Source organism: Inquilinus sp. NPDC058860 (genome assembly GCF_042743185.1).
Taxonomy (GTDB): Bacteria; Pseudomonadota; Alphaproteobacteria; order DSM-16000; family Inquilinaceae; genus Inquilinus.
Genome location: NZ_JBHYMS010000016.1, coordinates 100,805 through 115,269, shown reverse-complemented (window position 1 = coordinate 115,269; position 14,465 = coordinate 100,805). Strand labels below are relative to the sequence as shown.

14 protein-coding genes are annotated in these 14,465 nt (G+C 72.3%); 9 read left to right on the top strand and 5 right to left on the bottom strand.

Annotated features, from left to right (window positions below):
- Nucleotides 1–15: 15 nt before the first annotated feature.
- The 3 genes from ACFW16_RS13805 to ACFW16_RS13795 all read right to left on the bottom strand — a co-directional run bounded on the left by ACFW16_RS13805 (nucleotide 16) and on the right by ACFW16_RS13795 (nucleotide 4,155).
- Nucleotides 16–768 (bottom strand): Bax inhibitor-1/YccA family protein, encoded by a 753-nt coding sequence (locus tag ACFW16_RS13805; RefSeq protein ID WP_380305796.1) that lies wholly within the window; start codon nucleotides 766–768, stop codon nucleotides 16–18.
- 112 nt (nucleotides 769–880) lie between these two features.
- Nucleotides 881–3,400 carry an ABC transporter permease gene (locus tag ACFW16_RS13800; protein ID WP_380305794.1) on the bottom strand — a complete coding sequence of 840 codons (2,520 nt, stop codon included), beginning with the start codon at nucleotides 3,398–3,400 and terminating at the stop codon, nucleotides 881–883.
- Nucleotides 3,397–4,155: an ABC transporter ATP-binding protein gene (locus ACFW16_RS13795; protein WP_380305792.1), complete on the bottom strand. Its 759-nt coding sequence runs from the start codon at nucleotides 4,153–4,155 to the stop codon at nucleotides 3,397–3,399. The genes ACFW16_RS13800 and ACFW16_RS13795 overlap by 4 nt, the downstream gene beginning before the upstream one ends.
- Here ACFW16_RS13795 and ACFW16_RS13790 point away from each other — a divergent pair.
- Complete coding sequence (locus tag ACFW16_RS13790) at nucleotides 4,154–4,843, top strand: arylesterase (RefSeq protein ID WP_380305790.1); 690 nt, start codon at nucleotides 4,154–4,156, stop codon at nucleotides 4,841–4,843. The genes ACFW16_RS13795 and ACFW16_RS13790 overlap by 2 nt on opposite strands.
- A gap of 83 nt (nucleotides 4,844–4,926) precedes the next feature.
- Nucleotides 4,927–5,967: an aldo/keto reductase gene (locus tag ACFW16_RS13785; protein WP_380305788.1), complete on the top strand. Its 1,041-nt coding sequence runs from the start codon at nucleotides 4,927–4,929 to the stop codon at nucleotides 5,965–5,967.
- 24 nt (nucleotides 5,968–5,991) lie between these two features.
- On the opposite strand, the gene ACFW16_RS13780 is transcribed toward ACFW16_RS13785, so the two are convergent.
- Complete coding sequence (locus ACFW16_RS13780) at nucleotides 5,992–6,915, bottom strand: LysR family transcriptional regulator (RefSeq protein WP_380305786.1); 924 nt, start codon at nucleotides 6,913–6,915, stop codon at nucleotides 5,992–5,994.
- Between the two features lie 94 nt (nucleotides 6,916–7,009).
- Between ACFW16_RS13780 and ACFW16_RS13775 the strand changes: the two genes are divergently transcribed.
- The 4 genes from ACFW16_RS13775 to ACFW16_RS13760 all read left to right on the top strand — a co-directional run bounded on the left by ACFW16_RS13775 (nucleotide 7,010) and on the right by ACFW16_RS13760 (nucleotide 10,666).
- Entirely contained in the window at nucleotides 7,010–7,807 is a 798-nt protein-coding gene (locus ACFW16_RS13775; protein WP_380305785.1) for an NAD(P)H-dependent oxidoreductase, read from the top strand.
- A gap of 66 nt (nucleotides 7,808–7,873) precedes the next feature.
- Nucleotides 7,874–8,764, top strand: coding sequence for a LysR family transcriptional regulator (locus ACFW16_RS13770; RefSeq protein WP_380305783.1), 891 nt, complete (start codon nucleotides 7,874–7,876; stop codon nucleotides 8,762–8,764).
- Between the two features lie 124 nt (nucleotides 8,765–8,888).
- The gene (locus ACFW16_RS13765) at nucleotides 8,889–9,473 is read left to right on the top strand and encodes an NADPH-dependent FMN reductase (protein ID WP_380305781.1); all 585 of its coding nucleotides are present in this window, start codon (nucleotides 8,889–8,891) and stop codon (nucleotides 9,471–9,473) included.
- Nucleotides 9,470–10,666, top strand: a complete 1,197-nt coding sequence (locus ACFW16_RS13760; protein ID WP_380305779.1) for an MFS transporter — start codon at nucleotides 9,470–9,472, stop codon at nucleotides 10,664–10,666. The genes ACFW16_RS13765 and ACFW16_RS13760 overlap by 4 nt, the downstream gene beginning before the upstream one ends.
- Here ACFW16_RS13760 and ACFW16_RS13755 read toward each other — a convergent pair.
- Nucleotides 10,663–11,565, bottom strand: coding sequence for a LysR family transcriptional regulator (locus ACFW16_RS13755; RefSeq protein WP_380305777.1), 903 nt, complete (start codon nucleotides 11,563–11,565; stop codon nucleotides 10,663–10,665). The two genes, ACFW16_RS13760 and ACFW16_RS13755, sit on opposite strands and share 4 nt — an antisense overlap.
- Nucleotides 11,566–11,618: 53 nt before the next feature.
- Between ACFW16_RS13755 and ACFW16_RS13750 the strand changes: the two genes are divergently transcribed.
- From ACFW16_RS13750 to ACFW16_RS13740, 3 genes are read left to right on the top strand one after another with little or no spacing between them, the layout of a single operon-like run.
- Complete coding sequence (locus tag ACFW16_RS13750) at nucleotides 11,619–12,593, top strand: nitrilase family protein (RefSeq protein WP_380305775.1); 975 nt, start codon at nucleotides 11,619–11,621, stop codon at nucleotides 12,591–12,593.
- 46 nt (nucleotides 12,594–12,639) lie between these two features.
- Nucleotides 12,640–13,140: a MarR family winged helix-turn-helix transcriptional regulator gene (locus ACFW16_RS13745; RefSeq protein WP_380305773.1), complete on the top strand. Its 501-nt coding sequence runs from the start codon at nucleotides 12,640–12,642 to the stop codon at nucleotides 13,138–13,140.
- Between the two features lie 4 nt (nucleotides 13,141–13,144).
- Complete coding sequence (locus tag ACFW16_RS13740; RefSeq protein WP_380305771.1) at nucleotides 13,145–14,371, top strand: MFS transporter; 1,227 nt, start codon at nucleotides 13,145–13,147, stop codon at nucleotides 14,369–14,371.
- Nucleotides 14,372–14,465: the final 94 nt, after the last annotated feature.

Here is a 14,465-nt window from a genome sequence, read left to right as displayed (position 1 = left end):
CATGACGACGGTCCGTCAGTTGCGGTTGCCGAACAGCCGCAGCAGGAACAGGAACAGGTTCAGGAAGTTCAGGTACAGCGTCAGCGCGCCCCAGACCGCGGTCTTGGTCTCGACCTCCTGGCCCAGCCCCTCGGCGTACTGCTCCTTCAGCCGCTGGGTGTCGTAGGCGATCAGGCCGGCGAAGATCAGCACGCCGAGCACGCTGATGACGAAGGCCAGGCCGCTCGAGGCCAGGAAGATGTTGACCAGGCTGGCGATGATGATGCCGAACAGGCCCATCACCAGGAACGAGCCGAAGGCCGACAGGCTGCGCCGGGTGGTGTAGCCGTACAGGCTCAGCCCCGCGAAGGAGGCCGCGGTGATGAAGAACACCCGGACCACGCTCTCGCCGGTATAGGCCAGCAGGATCGGCGCCAGGCCGATGCCCTGCAGGGCCACGAACGCCCAGTACAGGCTCTGCAGCGTGGACGCGCTCATCGAGCGGATGCCCATGCTCATCCAGAGAATGAGGCCGATCGGCGCCAGCAGCGCGATCCAGCCCGGCAGGGTCAGGCCGACCTGCCCGAAGGCGTTGGCGGCCAGGAACACGCCGCCGAGCGGGGTGAACATCACCACCGCGGCGGTAATGCCGCTGACCAGCAGGCCGCCGGCCATGTACCAGTAGATCCGCAGCATGTACTGCCGCAGACCCTCGTCGAACGCCGCACGCTCGATGGTACGCGCGCCGGCGCCCGGTGTTGCGTAGCGGCCCTGTGGATCGAAGGCCATCTTGAAACCCCTAATGTGGTGAAGAACCACGCGGCAGATATTGGCAGCGTCGGGCCAACATACAACAGTTGACGCCTGCGCCGAAGGGCCTCAGGCGTTGCGACCGCAAGCCCTATTCGTTGCGCAGCAGCGGCGCCGCCTTCTGGCCCAGCGCCACCCAGGTGCCGAGGAAGCCGAAGCCCAGCGTGATGGCGACGCACAGCGCCGCGGTGCCCAAGAGGGTCAGCGGCAGGAAGGCCCAGTCGATCTCCATCACGAAGGTCAGCACGGCCCAGGCGGCGACGCTGCCCAGCGCGCAGGCGATGACGGCGGTGAGCAGGCCCAGCAGGCCGTATTCGATCAGGAAGGCGCGCAGCACATCGCCGCGGGTGGCGCCCAGCACCTTCAGCACCACGGCGTCGTAGATCCGGCGGCGGTGCCCCGCCACCACGGCGCCCGCCAGCACCAGGGCGCCGGCCAGGACGGTGACGCCGGCGGTCGACCGCACCGCCGTGCCGATCTGGGACAGAAGGGCGTTCACCGTCTCCAGCGCATCCTTCAGGCGCACCGTGGTGACGTTGGGAAAGGCCTCGGTCACCGCCCTCTGCAGCGCCGGCTCCCCGGCCGCCGGCACCCGGACCGTGGCCAGCCAGGTGTGCGGCGCGGCCGACAGCGGCTTCGGCGACATGATCAGGGTGAAGTTGATGCCCAGCGTGCTCCAGTCGATGTCGCGGATGCTGGCGACCTCGGCCTCGATGTCACGGCCCAGCACGTTGATCGTCATCCGGTCGCCCGGCTTCAGCCCGAAGGCCTCGGCGATGTCCTTGTAGACCGAGATCTGTGGCGGGCCGTCATAGCCGGCCGGCCACCACTGGCCCTGCAGCAGCCTGTCCTTCGGCGGCATCGCCGCGGCATAGGTGACGCCGCGGTCGCCGCGCAGCCAGTTCGACTTGCTGGCGTCGACCACCGCCTTGTCGGCCGGCACGCCGTTCACCGCCGCGATCCGGCCTCGCAGGCTGGGCACCTCGGCCAGGTCGGCGGCGCCCGGCGTGCCCTGGATCAGGGCATCGAACTGCTGCTTCTGCGACTTCTGCACGTCGACGAAGAAGAAGGACGGCGCCTGGTCTGGCAGGGTGTCGCGGATCTGCCGGTCCATGTTGCCCTGGATCAGGGCGATCGCCGCCAGCACGGTCAAGCCGAGGCCGAGCGACAGCACGATCTGCGGCGTCGGCGCGCCCGGCCGGTGCAGGTTGGCCAGAGCCAGGCGCAGCCCCGGCCGGCGGGAACGGGGCGCGCGACGCGACAGCGCCATTATGCCGAGCGCGGTGCCGGTGAACAGCAGGATGGCGGCGACCGCGCCGCCGACGAAGATCGCGGCCAGCTTCGGGTCCGCCGCGGTGGCGACGGCGAGGCCGGCCAGGGCGGCGGCGCACAGGCCGGTGACGGCGACGAAGCGCGCCGCCGGCCGGGCGTGGCGCGGCGCCACCCGGTCGCGGAACAGCGCCGCGGCCGGGATGCGGGTGGCACGGGCCAGCGGCCACAGCGAAAAGGTCAGGCTGGTCAGCAGGCCGAAGCCGGCGGCCAGCAGCAGGGCGCCGGGATAGACCCCGATCCGGGCCTCGACCGGCAGCAGCCCCTGGATCAGCGCGGCGACGGCCGAGGGCGCCGCGGCGCCGATCAGAAGGCCGATGGCGATGCCGAGGGCGGACAGCACCAGCACCTGCAGCAGATAGGTCTGGAAGATCAGCCGGCCGGGCGCACCCAGGCATTTCAGCGTGGCGATGGTGGCCAACCGCGCATCCAGCCAGGCCCGCACCGCGTTGCCGACCCCGGCGCCGCCGACCAGGAGGGCGGTCAGCCCGACCAGGGTCAGGTACATGGTCAGCTGATCGATGGTCCGGCGCAGCGACGGCGCCGCGTCGCGGTCGTCGCGCACCCGCCAATTGGCGTCCGTATTCTGCGCCTTCAGGGTCTCGGCGACCTCGCGCGTGTCGCTGCCGCGCGGCAGGGCGAGACGGTAGTCCCAGGTCAGCATCGAACCGGGCTGGATCAGGCCGCTGGCGTCCAGCGCCCCGCGGGCGATCATCAGCCGCGGCCCGATGGCAAAACCGCTGCCGGCCTTGTCCGGCTCGCGCGCGATGGTACCGCGCAGCTGCAGCACCGCATCGCCGACCGCGATCTTGTCGCCGGCCGACACGCCCAGCCGCGCCGCCACCTCCGGGTCGGCCACCGCGCCCCAGACGCCGTCCCGCGGCGCCAGCACCGCCTGCAGGTCGCCGCCGCCCTCCAGCTCCATCCTTCCGTACAGCGGATAGGCGCCGTCGACGGCCTTCAGCTCGACCAGCGTCGTCGCCTCGTCCTGCGGGTTGCGGGCCATGCCGCGGGTCTCGACCACCTCCGACACCCGGCCGGCGGCCTCGAACTGCGCCCGTTCCTCCGCCGTCGCCGGCTGGTACAGGCGGTGCAGCTCGATGTCGCCGCCCAGGATCGCCTGGCCGTCCTCGGCGATGCTGCGGCGGATGCCGTCGGCGACCGACTGCACCGCGGCGATCGCTCCGACGCCCAGCGCCAGGCAGGCCAGGAAGATGCGGAAGCCCTTCAGGCCGCCGCGCAGCTCGCGCCGGGCTAGGCGGGCGGCGTTGCGGAAGCTCATTTCAGCCGGGCCAGGGCGGCGGAGGGGGCGAGGCCGGCATCGGTGATGCGGCCGTCGACCAGCCGGACGATGCGGTCGCAGCGCGTCGCCAGAGCCGGGTCGTGGGTGATCAGGAGCAGCGTGGCGCCGCGCCGGCGCGACAGGTCGAACATCAGCTCGATCACCTGCCGGCCGGTTTCGCCATCCAGGTTGCCGGTAGGCTCGTCGGCCAGGATCACGTCGGGGTCGGCGGCGAAGGCGCGGGCCAGGGCGGTGCGCTGCTGCTCGCCGCCCGACAGCTGGCCGGGATAGTGGCTCAACCGGTGACCCAGCCCGACCGCGCGCAGCCGCTCAGCCGCCTGCTCGAACGCGTCGGCCGCGCCGGCGAACTCCAGCGGGATGGCGACGTTCTCCAGCGCCGTCATGGTCGGCACCAGGTGGAAGTTCTGGAACACGATGCCGACGTGGTCGCGGCGGAACAGCGCCAGCTGGTCCTCGTTCAGGGCCGACAACTCGCGCCCGGCGACCTCGACCCGGCCCTGGGTCGGCCGCTCCAGCCCGCCGATCAGCATCATCAGGCTGGACTTGCCGGAGCCGGAGGGGCCGACGATCGACACCACCTCGCCGGCGCCGACCGACAGGTCGATTCCGCGCAGGATGTTGACGGGGCCGGCCGCGCTCGCCAATTCAAGGTGCACATCGGTCAGCCGGATGCTCGGCGGGGCGGCCTCTGCTGCCCCGAAGCCGGCCTGCGGTGCAGGAGGTGTCCCGTCCATGTCCATCCTGTGGTCTCTCGCCCGACTCCGGACAGATGGCGCCGCGCGGCGCCTTTTCAATGCGGCGCTCCTGGCCCTGTGCGCCGTCGCCGCGATGCCGGTCCCGGCGCAGGCGGGAACGATCCGCATCCTTGTCCTGGGCGACAGCCTGACCGCCGGCTTCGGGCTGGACGAGACGGACGGCTTCGTCCCGCAGCTCGAGTCGGCGCTGCGGGCGAAGGGCCATGACGTGAAGCTGCTGAACGGCGGCGTCTCGGGCGACACCAGCGCCGGCGGGCTGGACCGGCTGGACTGGGCCCTGGCCGACAAGCCCGACCTCGCGATCGTCGAGCTCGGCGCCAACGACATGCTGCGCGGCGTCGATCCGGCCTCGACCCGGGCCAATCTGGACAAGATCCTGGCCCGGCTGGGGCAGGAGAAGATCCCGACCCTGCTGGCCGGCATGCGGGCCGCGCGCAACCTCGGCCCGGCCTATGCCGCGTCCTTCGACCCGATCTTCCCGGAGCTGGCCGAGGCCCATGGCGTGGCGCTCTATCCCTTCTTCCTCGACGGGGTGGCGACGATCACGGCGCTGAACCAGCCCGACGGCATGCACCCCAACGCCGCGGGCGTGAAGGCGATCGTCGAGCGCATCACGCCTGCCGTTGTCGAGCTGATCCGGTCGAGCGGCCTGGCGAAGACGGGCTGAGGCCGCATCGCGGTTCCGTCCGGCGGCGTTTCCGGCTATAGCCAAATCGTCCGACCAATCACGATCCGCTCCCGGAGCCCCTGATGGAACAGCGTCCGCTCGGCCGCACCGGCCTCGACGTCACCGCGATCTGCCTCGGCACCATGACCTGGGGGCGGCAGAACACCGAGGCTGAGGGCCATGCCCAGATGGACTACGCGCTCGACCGCGGCGTCACCTTCTGGGACACGGCCGAGATGTATGCCGTGCCGCCGACCGTCGAGACCTACGGCCGGACCGAGGAGATCATCGGCAGCTGGTTCGCGAAGACCGGCAGGCGCAACCAGGTGGTCCTGGCCTCCAAGATCGCCGGCCCCGGCGCGCATCTGAACTATATCCGCGACGGCAAGCCGCGGCTCGACGCCAAGAACGTCAAGGCGGCGGTCGAGGCCAGCCTGAAGCGGCTGCGCACCGACCGGATCGACCTGTACCAGCTGCACTGGCCGAACCGCTCGGTCAACAGCTTCGGCAAGCTCGGCTACGCCCATGACGCGGCCGAGGACTTCGTCGCGCCGGAAGAGACGCTGGCGGCGTTGGCCGAGGAGGTGAAGGCCGGCCGCATCCGCCATGTCGGCCTGTCGAACGAGACGCCCTGGGGCCTGATGCGCTTCGTCGAGGCGTCGGATCGCCTCGGCCTGCCGCGCCCGGTTTCGATCCAGAACCCCTATAACCTGCTGAACCGCAGCTTCGAGGTGGGCCTCGCCGAATGCGCCCATCGCGAGCAGATCGGTCTGCTCGGCTACGCCCCGCTGGCCGCCGGCACGCTGACCGGCAAGTATCTCGACGGCCAGGTGCCGCCGGGATCGCGCCGCGCCATCGACGGCCGGAAGTCGCGCTACGACACGCCGAACGCCGAGCCGGCGACCAGGCGCTACATCGCCCTGGCGCGCGAGCATGGGCTTGACCCGGCGCAGATGGCGATCGCCTATGCCCTGTCGCGGCCGTTCATGACCTCGGTGATCATCGGCGCCACGTCGATGGATCATCTGCGCACCAACATCGCCGCGGCCGAGATCGCGCTGCCGCCCGAGGTGATCCAGGGCATCGAGTCGATCCACGCCGTCTACTCGAACCCCTGCCCGTAAGGACCTCGCCGCCGGGCGAGGCCGTCAGCCGGCCTCGATCCCCGGCAGGCCGGCGACCTGCCCGGCCAGGAAGTCGACCAGCAGCCGGACCCGGGCGATGCCCGCCCGCTCCGGCACGATCAGCAGGCTCAGGGGCACCGGCGGCGGCTCATAGCCCGGCAGCACCGCCTCCAGCCGTCCGGCCGTCAGCAGGTCGTCGACCAGCCAGCGATGGGCCGGGGCGATGCCGCGGCCGGCGGCCATGGCCTCGCGCGCGGCGAGCCCGTGATCGACCCGGAACCGCCCGCCGAAGGGCACCGCATGGCGCTCGCCGCCCGGCCCCTCGAGAACGAGCGTGTCGCTGCCGGCGATGTTCGTCATCCGGATGCCCTCGTGGCCGGCCAGGTCCTGAGGCACCGCCGGCCGGCCCCGCTGCTGTGCCAGATACTCCGGCGCCGCCACCAGGAGCCGCCGGGACCGGCCGAGGGCCCGCAGCTTCATCGAGCTGTCGGTGAGCGGGCCGAGGCGCAGCGCGATGTCCACCCCCTCCCGCACCAGGTCGACGCGCTCGTCGGTCAGGCTGAGATCGACGCCGATGTCAGGGTATTGGTCCTGGAAGGCGAAGATCAGCCGGCTGACATGCAGCACCCCGAAAGCGGCCGTGCAGGAGATCCGGATCGTGCCGGCCGCAGCACCACGCGTCGCCCGCGCCTCGTCGCCCGCCTGGTCGACCAGGCGCAGGATCTGGACGCAGTCGGCATAGTAGCGGCCGCCCTCGTCGGTCATGGTCACGCGCCGCGTGGTCCGGCTGAGCAGGGGCACGCCGACGGCCTCCTCCAGCTCCCGCAGATGCCGCGTCACCGTCGACTGGCCGATCCCGAGCTCGCGCGCCACGGCCGACAGGCTGCCGCGTTCGGCGACCCGGACGAAGCTGCGCATGCGTTCGAGCGTGACGTCCGGCCTATCCATTTATCGGCACAATCCTATCCATTCCCGACATATACCGGATCGGCTGTCCGCCGGCCATCTGGAGGGGCGATTCCCTCTGAAAGGATCGCCGACCATGAAAATCCTGCTTGTCTTCGCCCATCCCGAACCGGGTTCGCTCAACGCCGCGCTCCGCGACGTCGCCGTCCAGGAGCTCGAGGCCCAGGGCCACCAGGTGCGGGTGTCCGACCTCTATGCCGAAGGCTGGAAGTCCGAGGTCGACCGCGCCGACTTCCCAGCACTGACGCCGGGTGAGCGGCTCATAGCGGTCGCGGCCTCCAAGACGGCTTTCGAGGCCGATGCGCTGACCGAGGATGTCAAGGCCGAGATCGAGAAGCTGCTGTGGGCCGATGCCCTGATCCTCCAGTTCCCCCTCTGGTGGTTCGGCATGCCGGCCATCCTCAAGGGCTGGGTCGACCGGGTGTTCGCCTACGGCTTCGCCTATGGCGTCGGCGAGCACAGCGACCGGCGATGGGGCGACCGCTACGGCGAGGGGACGCTGGCGGGCAAGCGCGCGATGCTGATCGTCACCGCTGGCGGCTGGGAGGAGCACTACTCCGCCCGCGGGGTCAACGGGCCGATCGACGACCTGCTGTTCCCGATCAATCACGGGATTCTGTACTATCCGGGCTATGAGGTGCTGCCGCCCTTCGTGGCCTACCGGGTCGATCGTCTCTCCGAGGCCGGCTTCGAGACCGTCGCCGAGGGCCTGCGCGAGAGGATGCGGACGCTCGCGACCACCCCGCCGATTCCCTATCGGCAGCAGAATGGCGGCGACTATCTGATCCCGAGCATGCAGCTTCGCCCCGGTCTGGGCGATCCCGAGGCCGGCGGCTTCGCGCTCCACCTGAACGGCGCCGTCGCGGCCGGTTAGGATGCCCTGGCCAAGGATCCATGCGGTTTCGTATAGATGGACTCCGCCCGTCGGAGTCCATCACCCATGGATTGGGACGACCTGAAGATCGCCTTCGCCGTGGCCCGGCACGGCTCGCTCAGCGCCGCGGCGCGGGCCCTGCGCACCACCCAGCCGACAGTCAGCCGGCGGCTGGACGGGCTGGAGCGGCGGATCGGCGTCAAGCTGTTCGAGCGTTCCGCCGGCGGCCTGTCCCCGACGCCGCTCTGCGCCGCGCTGGTCGACGGGCTGCAGCGGATGGAGGAGGGGGCGCTGGCGGTGGAGCGCCGGATCGCCGCGCGCGACACCGGCCTGCAGGGCGCCATCACCATCACCAGCCTGGACTGGTTCGGCGATCATGTCGTCGCCCCGATCACCGCGCGGTTCGGCGCGCTGCATCCGCTGGTGGCGATCGAGCTCTTGAACGAGCCGCGTGTCTTCAACCTGTCGCGGCGCGAGGCCGACCTCGCCTTCCGCTTCGCCGCCTTCGCCCAGGAGGACCTGATCGAGCGCAAGGTGGCGGAGGTCGGCTACGGCCTCTACGCCACGCCCGGCTATCTCGACCGGCACGGCCCGCCGGACTTCGCCGCCGGCTGCGCCGGCCACGCCGTGGTCACCATGTACGAGTTCGCCGCCCGGTCGACCCAGGCGGTCTGGCTGCACGGCATCGCGCCGCAGGCGCGGGTGATCTCGCGCACCAGCGGCCTGGGATCTCAGATGGCCGCGGCCGAGACCGGGCTGGCGATGGCCGCCCTGCCACGGCTGCTGGGCGATGCGCGCCCGGCGCTGCGGCGGATCGAGACGCCGGTGTCCTGCCCGGTGCAGTCGGTGCGGTTGGGCGTGCATGCCGACCTGCGCGACTCGCCGCGCATCCGCGCCTTCATCGACTTCGCCGTGGCCGGGCTGAAGGCCCGGGCGCCGGAGCTCAATCCGCCCTGATCGGTCATACGGAATCGTATAGGGTGCATACGAAGCTCGCCGATGCGCATTCGGCCGCTTCCTGCCCAAATCCCCTCCATCCGGCGCCGGCGACGGCGCCGGCCAGACTCGGAAGGGGCTTGCCATGTCGAACCCGGTCCACATCCTCGGCCTGTCGGGCAGCCTGCGGCGGGCGTCGCTGAACACGGCGCTGCTGCGCGCGGCGGGCGAATTGCTGCCGGCGGACGCCACGCTGGAGATCCGCCCGCTGAACGACCTGCCGTTCTTCGACGAGGATGTCGAGGCGCGGGGCTTCCCGCCTTCGGTGCAGGACCTGCACGCGAAGATCGCGGCAGCCGACGCGCTGCTGCTGGCCGTGCCGGAATACAACTATTCGATCGCGCCGGCGTTGAAGAACGCCATCGACTGGGCCTCCCGTCCCTACGGTGCCTCGGTGCTGGCCGGCAAGCCGGCGGCGATCCTCGGCGCTTCGGTCGGGATGGGCACGGTGCGGGCGCAATTGCATCTGCGCGACGTGGCGATCACCACCGGCCTGCATGTGCTGAACCAGCCGGAGATCTTCGTCAGCCAGGCCGCCGGAAAATTCGATGACCAGTTGCGGCTGGTCGATGGGCCGACACGGGCGATCGTGGCCCGGATGCTGCGGCGCCTGGTCCATTGGACCCGTGCGATCCAGAGCTGCCGGCCGATCCTGGAGTCCGCGGCGTGATCGCAGCGCTCGCACGGGCCGAGGCGCCGCCGACCCGCTGGGTCGCGGTGGCCGTGGTCGTCGCCTCCGGCGTGGTCGCGGCGCTGCAGGTCGGCAAGGGCGCCATCGCCCTGCCGGCCCTGCGCGCCGAGTTCGGCCTGGGGCTGGAGGCGGCCGGCTGGATCATGTCGGTCTTCGCCCTGCTGGGCGTGGCCGGCGGCATCCCGGCCGGCGCGGCGGTGGCCCGGTTCGGCGACCGCCGGCTGCTGGCGCTCGGCCTCGCCGCCCTGGCGCTGGGCAGCGCGGCCGGTGCGGCGGCGGGAAGCTTCCCGCTGCTGCTCGGCACCCGGATTCTCGAGGGGCTGGGCTTCCTCCTGATCGTGGTCGCGGCGCCGGCCCTGCTGCAGCGGATCGTCGCGGCGGAGGATCGCGACCTCGCTTTCGGGATCTGGAGCGCCTTCATGCCGGCCGGCATGGCGATCGCCCTGCTGCTCGGCGCCTCGCTCGCGGGATGGCGGCCGTTCTGGCTGGCCAATGCCATTCTGGCCGGCGCCTTCGTCCTGCTGCTGCTCATCGCCGTCCGGGCGGGGTCCGCCAGCGACGACCACCTGTCCTGGCGCGGAATAGGCCGCGACGCGGCGCTGACCGCGACCTCGCGCGGGCCGCTGCTGCTGGCCTCGGCCTTCGTGCTGTACAGCCTGCTCTACTTCGCCCTCGCCAGCTTCCTGCCGGTGCTGCTGATGGAGCGGATGGGCGTGACCGTCGCCGCGGCCGGGGCGCTCAGCGCCGTCGCGGTCGGCGCCAATGTCCTGGGCAACCTGGCCGCCGGCCTGCTGCTCGGGCGCGGCGCGGCCCGCTGGGCGCTGATCGCCATCGCTGCTGCCGTCATGACTGCGTCCGGCATCGCCGTCTTCGCCCTGGCCCTGCCGCCGACGGTGGTGTTCCTGCTCTGCGTCCTGTTCTCCGGTGTCGGCGGGCTGCTGCCGGCCACGGTGCTGGGGGCCGCGGCGCTGGTGGCGCCGAAGCCGAGGCTCGGGCCGATGACGCTCGGCCTGACCATGCAGGGCAGCAATCTCGGCCAGGTGATCGGCCCGGTCGCGGTCGGCGGCGTGGTCGACGCCGCGGGCTGGCCGGCGGCGGCGATCCCGGTTGCCGTGGCGGGCGTGCTGGCGCTGGCCGTCGCGGCGCTGCTGCGGGGCGTGGTCCGAACCTAGCCGAACAGCGCCCGGTTCTCGCGGAACAGCCCGGCCAGCGCGTCGGCCACCGCCCGCACCCGTGGCACCTCGGCCAGGTCGGGGCGGATCAGCAGCCAGATCTCGCGCGGCGGCGGCAGGGCGTCGAGCGCGACCGGCGCGAGCCCGGGATCGGGGTCGCCCAGGAAGCGCGGCAGCAACGCCACGCCCCAGCCGGCGCGGGCAGCGGCGGCCTGCGCCATCTGGCTGTCGCAGCGGAAGGCGATCGGGCGGCCGGGGTGGCGCCGCGCCAGCCAGGCGGCCTCGGATCCGCCGTCCTCGTCACCGATCAGAGGCGGGGTGCCGCCCGCCTCCGCCTCGGCCGCCACCGTGGGCGACGCATAGGCGCGATAGGCGATGGCCGCCACCCGCTTTCCGACCAGGGCGCTGTCCGCCGGCCGGCCCAGGCGCAGGGCGATCTCGGCCTCGCGCCGGGCCAGGCTGGTGATCCGCGTCTCCAGCACCAGCTCCAGTTCGATGCCCGGATGGCGGCGGCGCAGCCCGTCCAGCCGGTCGATCAGGAAGCCCAGCGCCAGCGACCGTGCGGTGGTCAGCCGCACCGGCCCGGCCGGACCGTCCTCGACCCGGTCGAGCCGGCGCAGCAGGGCCATCGCCCCGGCCTCCATCGCCTCGGCCTCGGCCAGCACCGATAAGCCGGCCGAGTTCGGCCGGTAGCCGTCGGGGCGGCGGTCGAAGATCGGCCGGCCCAGCGCCCGCTCCAGCCCATCCAGCCGGCGCGACACGGTGGCGTGGTTCACGCCCAGCGCCCGGGCGGTGGCGGACAGGCTGCCGTGCCGGGCCAGCGCGACGGCGTAGCGGACATCGTCCCAGTCCAGTGTTGTGCGGTTTCGATCGGGCATGGTGCAGGGATGATAGTCCATGCACAGGCCCCTCGGCAGCTAGACTCGCGTCCCCGACATCCCGCGAGGCCGTGATGACCCTGCTGCGCGCCGCCACCGTCCAGTTCCGCCACCGGGCCGGCGACAAGCCGTACAACCTGTCCCGCATCCGCCACTTCACCGAAGCCGCGGCGGCGGAAGGGGTGAAGATCCTGGCCTTCCCGGAGATGTGCGTCACCGGCTACTGGCATGTCCGCAACCTGGGCCGCGACGCCATCGCCGCCCTGGCCGAGCCGGTGCCGGACGGGCCGTCGGTGCAGGCGGTTCGCGCGCTGGCGATGCAGCACGGCATGGCGATCGGCGCCGGGCTGGTCGAGGCGGGCGGCGACGGCCGCTTCACCAATTCCTACGCCGTCTGCCTGCCGGACGGATCGGTGCATTGCCATCGCAAGCTGCACGCCTTCGAGAACGACCACATCGCCAGCGGCAGCCGCTACACCGTGTTCGACACGCCGTGGGGCGTGCGGCTGGGCGTGCTGATCTGCTGGGACAACAACCTGGTGGAGAATGCCCGGGCCACGGCGCTTTTGGGCGCCGAGATCCTGCTGGCGCCGCACCAGACCGGCGGCTGCGCCTCGCGCAGCCCGCACGCCATGGGGCTGATCGACCCGGCGCTGTGGCACCGGCGGCGCGAGGAGCCGGCGGCGATCGAGGCCGAGTTCGCTGGGCCGAAGGGCCGCGGCTGGCTGATGCGCTGGCTGCCGGCGCGGGCGCATGACAACGGCCTGTTCCTGCTGTTCAGCAACGGCGTCGGCGAGGATGACGGCGAGGTGCGCACCGGCAATGCCATGGTGCTGGACCCCTATGGCCGCATCCTGGCCGAGACCGGCGTGGCCGACGACGCCATGGTCGTCGCCGATCTCGACCTCGACCTGCTGCCGCTCTCCACCGGCCGGCGCTGGATCCGCGGAAGGCGGCCGGAGCTGTACGGATTGCTGACCGAGCGGCAGGGCCATGAGCTCGACCCTCGCCAGGCCCGCTTCTCGCCGGATCCGGTGGTGCGGCGCTGAGCCCGGCCGGGCGGAACCTGGTCCCGCCGACTCATGTTCCGCTCATATGAGCGACTCATACGCTACGAACCTCCTCGGCGCCCTCGGGCTGGCGGTGACCGATGCCGTGACGGCGGCACGGACGGCGCTGTCGCTCGATGAACGAGCTTGCGAGGCGCTTGTGCTGGTCGCGCACAACCCAGGCCGCAGCCTCGACTGGCTGCGGCGGCGGCTGGCGCTGACCCATTCCGGCGCCGTCCGGCTGGTCGACCGGCTGGAACGGGAGGGGCTGATGCTCCGCTCCCGCTCCGGGCGGGAAGTCCAGCTCGCCCTTTCCCCGGCCGGCGATGCCGCGGTGCGGCGCCTGCTCTATGCCCGGCGCTGCGCGCTGGACGCCTTGATCGCCCCGCTCGCCCCCGAGGATCGCGACCATCTCGCGCGGCTGATGGACGCGATGCTCGCTGCGCCGCGCCGCAGCCGGGCGGAGGCCGACCGGGGCTGCCGGTGGTGCGATTGGCCGGCCTGCGGTCACGACTGCCCGATCGACCGCACCGCGCCGCCGGAGTGACGCCATGACGATCTCCCCCGTGACTCGGCTGACGGCCGTTCTGCTGCTGGCGACGACGGCGGACCAGTTCATGCTGATCGCGCTGCTGTGGTTCGTGCTGGAGGACTCGGGCGCGCCGGCCATGGCCGCGATGGTGGTGCTGGTGCATCAGATTCCGGCGATCGTGGCCGGGCCGCTGGCGGGCTGGCTGCTCGACCGTTTCGGCGCCGCCCGGCTGATGCTGGTGGACAATCTCGCCCGTGCCCTCTGTCTGTCGGCGGTGCCGCTGCTGCAGCTGGCGGGCGGGCTGGACCTCACCGTCATCTTCCTCGCCGTCGCCGCGGCCGGGGCGCTGTCGCCCTTCACCTATGCCGGGTCGCGGGCGCTGCTGCCGACGCTGGCAGGCGGCCGCGGCCTGGCCGGCGCCAACGGCCTGCTGTCGGTGGGCGACCAGCTGCCCTACATCTTCGGCCCGGCGCTGGGCGGCGTGCTGGCCGCGGCGATGGGCGGGGCGGTCGCGGTGGCGGTGCCGGTCGCCCTTCTGCTGGCCGCCGGTCTGATCGCGGCCGGGCTGCCGGCGAGGGCGCCTGCAGAGACGGCAGAGCCGGATGATTCCGGCGGCTGGCTGGGCTTCCGGCCGCTGCTGACCGATCCGGCGCTGCGGGCGCTGCTGTGTCTCGGCATCGTCTATTGGGTCGCCTACGGCCCGCTGGAGCCGGCGCTGGCCGCCTTCGCGCGCGACCGGCTGCACACCGGCGCCGCCGGCTTCGGCGCGCTGTGGGCCGCCTTCGGCATCGGCGCCCTGGCCGGCCTGCTGCTGGTGAAGCCGCTGTCCCGTCGCGGCCCGGGGCTGATGAATGCGCTCACCGTCGTCGCCTTCGGCCTGGTCATCGCGCCGCTGGTGCTGGTCGACAGCCTGCCGGCGGCGATCGCGATCATGCTGCTCGGCGGCGTCGCCTGGGGACCCTATCTCGCGCTCGAGGCCTCGGTGATCCAGCGGCGGGTGCCGGCGCGCCGCCTGGCCGGCGCCTTCGCCGCCCGGCGCACCATCCTGCTGACCGTCTCGCCGCTCGGGGTCGGGGCCGGCGGGGCACTGCTGACCGTGCTGCCGCCGGCGGCGGTGATCGGCCTCAGCGCCGCCGCCTGCATCGCCGCCGGGCTCGGCTGCCTGTTCATCCGCGACCTGCGGGCGGTGCGGGATCCTGACGCCGCGGCGCCGGCCGCCCCTGCCGCCGCGACCTCGCCGGATTGACGCCGCCGCGGATGCGGAAGGCTTCGCCGTCCTCGATCTATAGATGCCCTCCCGCAAGAGGAGGGGGATAAAAGTCGGTGCAAAAGCGCTGGGG